Below are 206 nucleotides of genomic sequence, written 5' to 3'. Positions count from 1 at the left end.
CCAAAGGTTAATAATTGCTGGGTTAAATTATTGACCATGTTTCAGCGGATGCCAAAAGCGATACCTATATTCCCCCCCGCTGGACCTAAAATGGCCGTATTAATACCAATAAACTCACCTTTTAGATTAAGTAATGAACCACCGGAATTACCGCTATAGATAGCCGAATCGGTTTGTATATAGTTTTCTAAATTTTGTAAATTTAA

1 pseudogene is annotated in these 206 nt (G+C 36.4%); it reads right to left on the bottom strand.

From position 1 onward, the window contains the following. Positions 1–44: 44 nt before the first annotated feature. Positions 45–206: pseudogene (locus V6256_RS16375) on the bottom strand (trypsin-like serine protease); the annotation flags it as partial.

It is taken from the genome of Psychromonas aquatilis (genome assembly GCF_038155185.1).
Lineage (GTDB): Bacteria > Pseudomonadota > Gammaproteobacteria > Enterobacterales > Psychromonadaceae > Psychromonas > Psychromonas aquatilis.
Note: the sequence above shows the minus strand (reverse complement) of the source record. Positions and strands in the feature narration are given on the sequence as shown.